This window comes from Brachybacterium sp. (assembly GCF_036379615.1).
Taxonomy (GTDB): Bacteria; Actinomycetota; Actinomycetes; order Actinomycetales; family Dermabacteraceae; genus Brachybacterium.
Genome location: NZ_DASVGJ010000012.1, coordinates 1 through 6,254 on the forward strand (window position 1 = coordinate 1; position 6,254 = coordinate 6,254).

At 71.1% G+C, this 6,254-nt stretch carries 9 protein-coding genes and 1 pseudogene; 2 read left to right on the forward strand and 8 right to left on the reverse strand.

Annotated elements, in window-relative coordinates; genetic code table 11:
* Positions 1 to 266, reverse strand: a pseudogene (locus VF289_RS02920) (hypothetical protein); the annotation flags it as partial.
* A gap of 232 nt (positions 267 to 498) precedes the next feature.
* Here VF289_RS02920 and VF289_RS02925 point away from each other — a divergent pair.
* Positions 499 to 2,130, forward strand: coding sequence for an alkaline phosphatase D family protein (locus VF289_RS02925; protein ID WP_330880918.1), 1,632 nt, complete (start codon positions 499 to 501; stop codon positions 2,128 to 2,130).
* On the opposite strand, the gene VF289_RS19565 is transcribed toward VF289_RS02925, so the two are convergent.
* From VF289_RS19565 to VF289_RS02945, 5 genes are all read right to left on the reverse strand, one after another.
* Complete coding sequence (locus VF289_RS19565) at positions 2,063 to 2,371, reverse strand: DUF6357 family protein (RefSeq protein ID WP_414644432.1); 309 nt, start codon at positions 2,369 to 2,371, stop codon at positions 2,063 to 2,065. The genes VF289_RS02925 and VF289_RS19565 overlap by 68 nt on opposite strands.
* Before the next feature lie 123 nt (positions 2,372 to 2,494).
* Positions 2,495 to 2,848 (reverse strand): DUF1801 domain-containing protein, encoded by a 354-nt coding sequence (locus VF289_RS02930; RefSeq protein WP_330880920.1) that lies wholly within the window; start codon positions 2,846 to 2,848, stop codon positions 2,495 to 2,497.
* A 188-nt stretch (positions 2,849 to 3,036) separates the two neighbouring features.
* On the reverse strand, positions 3,037 to 3,759 hold the full coding sequence (locus tag VF289_RS02935) for a cation transporter (protein WP_330880922.1): 723 nt from the start codon (positions 3,757 to 3,759) through the stop codon (positions 3,037 to 3,039).
* Positions 3,756 to 4,136 carry a Cd(II)/Pb(II)-sensing metalloregulatory transcriptional regulator CmtR gene (gene cmtR, locus VF289_RS02940; protein WP_330880924.1) on the reverse strand — a complete coding sequence of 127 codons (381 nt, stop codon included), beginning with the start codon at positions 4,134 to 4,136 and terminating at the stop codon, positions 3,756 to 3,758. The genes VF289_RS02935 and cmtR overlap by 4 nt, the downstream gene beginning before the upstream one ends.
* A gap of 141 nt (positions 4,137 to 4,277) precedes the next feature.
* Entirely contained in the window at positions 4,278 to 4,562 is a 285-nt protein-coding gene (locus tag VF289_RS02945; protein WP_330880926.1) for a hypothetical protein, read from the reverse strand.
* Between the two features lie 104 nt (positions 4,563 to 4,666).
* Between VF289_RS02945 and VF289_RS02950 the strand changes: the two genes are divergently transcribed.
* Positions 4,667 to 4,921 carry a PspC domain-containing protein gene (locus VF289_RS02950; RefSeq protein WP_330880928.1) on the forward strand — a complete coding sequence of 85 codons (255 nt, stop codon included), beginning with the start codon at positions 4,667 to 4,669 and terminating at the stop codon, positions 4,919 to 4,921.
* A 66-nt stretch (positions 4,922 to 4,987) separates the two neighbouring features.
* Here VF289_RS02950 and VF289_RS02955 read toward each other — a convergent pair whose 3' ends face one another.
* On the reverse strand, positions 4,988 to 5,965 hold the full coding sequence (locus VF289_RS02955; protein ID WP_330880930.1) for an aldo/keto reductase: 978 nt from the start codon (positions 5,963 to 5,965) through the stop codon (positions 4,988 to 4,990).
* Between the two features lie 9 nt (positions 5,966 to 5,974).
* The coding region (locus tag VF289_RS02960) for a putative quinol monooxygenase (protein WP_330880932.1) at positions 5,975 to 6,254 on the reverse strand (280 nt) is incomplete at its 5' end.

Consider the following 6,254-nt stretch of genomic DNA (forward strand, 5'->3'; position numbering starts at 1 on the left):
GCGAACGGCAGCAACGACGGCTCGATCCGATACAGCCAGCGCTTCGCCAGGAACAGATCCAGCTCCTGGAACGGCCCGGCAGCCACCACCGTCACGACGATCAACGCGCCGACGAGGACCGGGACGGAGGTCAGCCGATCGGACCAGGTGCGACTGCGGTCACGAGCGCGACTGCGGGCAGGTGTGCGGCCGCGTGCGCCGAGCCGATGCCCCTCGATCCGTGGATCGATCGGGGCGTCGGCGGGAGTATGCGATTCGGCGACCATTGCCGACCACCGTAAACAAGGGTCCGACGCTCTCGGCGCCACCGACGCTCGAGGTCACGAAGTCTTCAGCTGATGGCCATCTCGCCGCCTCCCCCGCCGCCCGCTTCCGCCTGCGCGTGTGACGCGCCGGGGCTGAAGATGCCAAGAAGCCCTGGTGACCGGGAGTGCAGCCGTCCCCCGCCATTCACCCCGCTGTCACGTGCCCGTCAAGGCTTCGGAGTTCACTGGCGCCATGGAGAGCTCCTCGCTGAACCGCCGCCATCTGCTCACGGGCGCCGCCACCGCGGCGCTCACCGCCTCCCTCCCCCTCGGGGTCGCGTCCGCCTCGCCGAGCGCGCCCGCCGCCCCCGGCGGTTCCCGGCTGACCCTCCCCTCGGGCCTCCAGACCGGTGACGTCACCTCGAGGTCCGCGGTGCTGTGGTCCCGTGCCTCGGGCGTGGGGCGCCTGCACGCCGTCCTCCATGCGCTCGATGCCGACGGCGAGCGCCATCGGGGCCGTGGCCGCGGTCGCGGGAAGGGCCGCGGCCGGGATGTCCAGCCGATCAGCCTGCGCGGGCCCTGGGCCACTGCGGAGACCGACTTCACCGCCAGGATCACTGCGGAGGGACTCCCCGCAGGCACCGCCTTCGAGACGGAGATCTTCTTCGAGGACGAGCACGGCCGGCGCGGCGAGGTCGCCACCGGCCGCTTCAGCACCGCCCCGGGCAGGCGCTCCGACGGGGCGCAGAGCTTCGTGTGGACCGCGGACACCGCCGGCCAGGGCTACGGCATCAACCCCGACGTCGGGGGCATGTTCGGCTACGAGACGATGCGTTCCCTCGCCCCGGACTTCTTCCTGCACGCCGGTGACACCGTCTACGCAGACGGCCCGATCGCCGAGACGATGGAGGAACCCGACGGCACCACATGGCGCAACCTCGTCACCGAGGAGGTGTCGAAGGTGGCGGAGACCCTGGAGGAGTTCCGCGGCCGCCACCGCTACAACCTGATGGACGAGAACATCCGTGCCATGTATGCCGAGGTGCCCGTCATCGCCACCTGGGACGATCACGAGACCACCAACAACTGGTGGGCCGGAGAGCTGCTCGAGGACGACCGCTACACGGTGCGCGATGTGAACACGCTCGCCGCCCGGGGGCGCCGTGCCTGGCAGGAGTACCAGCCGATCTCCGGTGGGCGCGCCATGTCCCGGGGCGACGGCTTCGAGCCCGAGCGCATCTACCGCCGCATCGAACGAGGTCCGGATCTGGACGTGTTCGTGCTGGACATGCGCACCCACAAGGGCGAGAACACCGATGGTCTCGAGCAGCAGGCCACTGCGATCCTGGGCGAGGAGCAGCTGGAGTGGCTGCTGCGCGGGCTGAGGTCCTCGAGGGCCACCTGGAAGGTCATCCTCGCCGATCTCCCGCTGGGCATCGTCGTCCCGGACGGGGACGCGCAGGAGTCGATCTCCAACGCCGAGGACGGCGCACCGCTGGGCCGAGAGCTCGAGCTGGCGCGGCTGCTGTCGGGGATCAAGCAGCGCCGCATCCGCAACGTCGTGTTCCTGACCGGAGACGTCCACTACTGCGCCGCCCATCACTACTCCCCCGAGCGCGCGGCGTTCACCGACTTCGATCCCTTCTGGGAGTTCGTGGCCGGTCCGATCAACGCTGGCTCCTTCGGCCCCAACGAGATGGACGGGACCTTCGGGCCGGAGGTGGACTTCCAGAAGGCGGGCCCGGCAATGGGCTCCCCGCGCGACGGGAAGGGCCAGTTCTTCGGCCGGGTCGAGGTCGCCCCGCAGGGCGAGGCCTTCACCGTCGAGCTGATCGATGCGACCGGGGACGTGCAGTACACCCGGACCCTGACGCCCCAGCGCTGAGCAGAGCGGCCCGTTCGTCCCACGGGCCGCGGATGCCGGCGTCGTCGCAGAGCGGCAGCAGGGCGGCATGGAGGAGGAGGCGCCGGCGCAGGCTGCTGCGCAGCGCATCCAGGTGGTCCTCCCGGAGCGGAACCGTGAAGCGCCGGAAATCGTGGAGCGCGTCGGCCCCGCCGATCACGTCGAGGAGGAGGCTCCCGCCCTCGGTGATCACCGAGGGCATCCAGTGGCCTCGGGAGAACACGATCTCGGCCAGAGGGCGGTTCTGCCCGGTCGTGCGGCCGACGGGCCCGGCACGCGCACCGCGCTCCTCGCGGCGGGCCCGGAAGGACCGACCCCGAGGAGCGCGGGCGTGGTCACCGGCGGATCAGTCGACCACCGAGCGGACGATCTGCGTGATCCGGTCCGCAGTCCCCCGATCCAGGGTCTCGAAGTACCACGCGGCCGGCATCAGCTGTCCGTCCGCGCCCCCGGCCGGTGCGAACGCCGCCTTCTCCGTGATCGCGAGGTTCAGGCGCTCGTCGAAGCGGAGGGTGATCAGCGCCGGCGTGCTCGCGGACTCCGCGTAGGCGGGCATCCCGTACCAGATCCGGGGCTTCAGCTCGGGGGCCGCTGCGATGATGAGCTCGTGTACCTGCTGCATGACCGAGCGCTGCGGCTCGTCGATCGTCGCGATCTTGTCGGTGACCTGCTGGAGGTTCTTCTCGTCCTTCGTCGACATGTCGTGTCCTCTCGTGATGCCGATGCGAGGCATCGGCAGATGAAGATGGCGCGATGATGCGCCGTACCCCATCCGGACATGTCCTGAGCGGCTCAGGCCTCTCCGCGATGATTCACGCGATCCACGCGTGGAAGCACTCCCGGCGGCGCGAGCCGCCGATCCGAGCGTAGCGGATCGCGCCCCGGCCGTCACGGTCCATCTGATCCTCCGGGGCCGCCCCGCGGGGCGTCGGCCGCGCAGCAGGCGTCCTCGCAGCCGTCGGCCGTGCGCTCCCCGGTGAGCACTGAGACGGGCGCCGCGCAGCAGGCATCGCCCCGCCAGGCCTCGATCCCCTCGCGCAGCGCGAGGACGGCGATCACCAGGGCGGCCGCGGAGTCGGCCCAGCCCCAGCCCAGCAGGCTGTTCAGCAGCAGGCCCACGAGCAGCGCCGCGCTGAGGTAGGTGCAGATCAGGGTCTGCTTCGAATCGGCGATCGCGGAAGCGGAGCCGAGCTCGCGCCCGGTACGGCGCTCGAACCAGCTCAGCAGCGGCATCACCAGCAGGCTCAGCGCCGCGATCACGATGCCCACGGAGGAGTGCTCGGGATCGCGCAGGCCGACGAGGGAGAGCACCGCGTCGACGCTCACGTAGGCGGCGAGGCCGAAGAAGGAGATCGCGATGATCCGCAGCGCGGTCCGCTCCCGCCGTTGAGGGTCCGGAGCCGCGAACTGCCAGGCGACCGCGGCGGCGGAGAGCACCTCGACGATCGAATCTAGGCCGAAGCCGATCAGCGCGGCCGAGGACGCGGCGACGCCCGCACCGAGCGCCACGATCGCCTCGAGGACGTTCCAGGTAATGGTGATCGCGACGACGATCCGGATCCGCCTGCGCAGCACCTCGGTCCGGTGCGGGGTGCACATCGCGACGGTCATCGCGGCACCGCGCTCGCCGAGTCCTGGACCGGCCCCGCGCCGCAGCCGACGACGCTGCAGTCGGGGTCCAGGCACGGCGCTTCCTCGTCCACCGCGAGGGTGGCGCCGAACAGGGCCTCGAGGGCGGCGGCGAGGTGCGGGTCCGCGATCTCGTAGCGGGTGCGCCGCCCGTCGGGCTCGGCGACCACGATCCCGCAGCCGCGCAGGCAGGCGAGGTGATTGGAGACGTTGGAGCGGGTGAGCTCGAGGTCCCTGGAGAGCTCCGCCGGATACCCCGGAGCCTCCAGGAGGGCCAGCAGGATCCTGGAGCGGGTGGGATCGGCCATGGCCCGACCCAGTCGGTTCATCACGTCGAGCCGTGAGGCAATGGTCAGCATGCGGTGACTATACAGCGATCGCTGACCTGATGTTCACGCGTCCGACCGTCCGACTGCTCGGCGGACGAAGTGCTCGATGGCAGGTTCATGGCCGTGGGCGGCCGCCGAGGGCGCGAGAACGGGCGAGGTCCCGGCGCTCGCTCAGCCGTCGGTGCTCTGCTCGAGCTCGCGCTGGTTCCGCCTGGTCGTGGCCATGAGGAAGGCGGTCAGCACGGTGGCGCTGACCGCGGCGACGCCGAGGAGCAGCCAGATCCCGATCTCGGGATCGATCAGCCCGAGCACGTAGATGGCGAGCACGCAGGCCCCGAGCAGCAGCCCCTCGACGATCGCGAAGCCGATGAAGAATCTGCTGAGCCGTTCCTGCTGACGTCTGCGCAGCTCCTCTGCGGGTGGGGTGGTCGAACCGTGGTCGGAGTGCTCGATCATGGGCTGAGCGTAGCGGGCCGCGCGACGGTCTGGCGGGAAACCTCCCCCGCATCCGGGGGACAACCCCGGTGCGAAGGGCGGCGTTCCTGCGTACCGTCGAGACCATGAACTCGATCTTCGACTCCCTCCGCGCCACCGGGATCCGCCGTGGCCCACAGCGTCTCGCCGCCGGCATCGGCGGCGGCCTCGCCCGACGGTTCGGCCTGAACGTGTGGCTCGCCCGCGCGCTGGTCCTCGCCTCGTTCCTGCTGCCCGTGCTGGGCGTCGGGGCGTACCTCGTGGTGTGGGTGCTGACCCCCTGGCAGGACGGCAGCATCCCGCTGGAGCGGGCGCTCGGCGACGGTCGCGGGCGACGATGACAGCGGGCTGAGGGCTGCGCCCGGCAGTGCGACGGGTTCCGCTCGGGCGGAACCCGCCCGCCGATCTCAGCGGCGGGCCGCGGCGAACGTCGAGTGACCGGGACCCGACCCCGGAGCCAGGACGGCATCGATCGCGTCCAGCTCCTCCGCCGTCGGCCGCCACTGCACGGCACGGGCGTTCGTGGCGACCTGCTCGGGGCGGGTCGCACCGGCGATGACGGTGTCCACGGCCGGCTGGGCGCGCAGGCCTCCCAGGGCGATCTCGAGCATGCTGCGCCCGGACTGCTCGGAGAGCTGGCGGAAGCCTTCGATCACGTCCCAGCGGGCGCTGTCGAAGCGGGCCGTCTCGGTGGCGAGACGGCTGCCGTCCGGGGCGCCGCCGGACTGCGAGTACTTGCCGGTCAGCAGGCCATAGGCCAGCGGGAAGTAGGGCAGCAAGCTCATCCCGAAGTGCTCGAGCGCAGGCACCAGCTCGACCTCGGCGCTGCGGTTGTACAGCGAGTACTCGTTCTGGGCCGTGATGAAGGCGGGTGCGCCGACGGCGTCGGCGAGATGCGCGGCGTCGGCGACCTCCCAGGCGGCGAGGTTCGAGCAGCCGATGTAGCGGACCTTCCCGGAGCGGACCAGGTCGCCGAGGGCGGAGTGGGTCTCCTCCATCGGGGTGATGCGGTCCGGGGCGTGGAGCTGGAAGAGGTCGATGTGGTCGGTGCCGAGGCGGCGCAGGGATCCCTCGACCGCGCGGAGGATGTAACCGCGGCTGGCCCGGTTCGCGCGGGCACCGGGATAGGTCTCCCCCATGTCCATGCCGAACTTGGTCGCGATCACGACCTCCTCTCGGCGAGCGCCGAGGGCCTTTCCGAGCATCGTCTCGGACTGGCCGAGGCCGTAGGCGTCGGCGGTGTCGAAGAAGGTCACGCCCGCCTCGAGCGCGGCATGGACGACGGCGGTGGCCGCGTCCTGGTCGATCCGGCGCCCGAAAGCATTGCACCCGATGCCGAGTGCCGAGACGACGAGACCGCTGGAGCCGAGGGAGTCGTAGTGCATCGGCCCAGGTTAGCGTCCGGCCGGCAACCGCGTGATGGCGTAGTCGCGTTCGATCCCTGCGGTGGCCATGCCCCATTCGCTCGAGCGGACGCGCGCCTGATGCGCATCGAACGCCACCTGGTCGACGAACAGCTCCGCCACCGTCCAGACGAGCGGGTCCTCCGACTCCGCGACCTCGAAGCGGAGGCAGCCCTCCTCGGCGCGGGTGAGCTCGACGTGTCGGGGCAGGTGGCGTCGGACGACCTCCGCCTGCTCGGTGTTCTCACAGAGCAGGCGGCCGGTCAGCTCG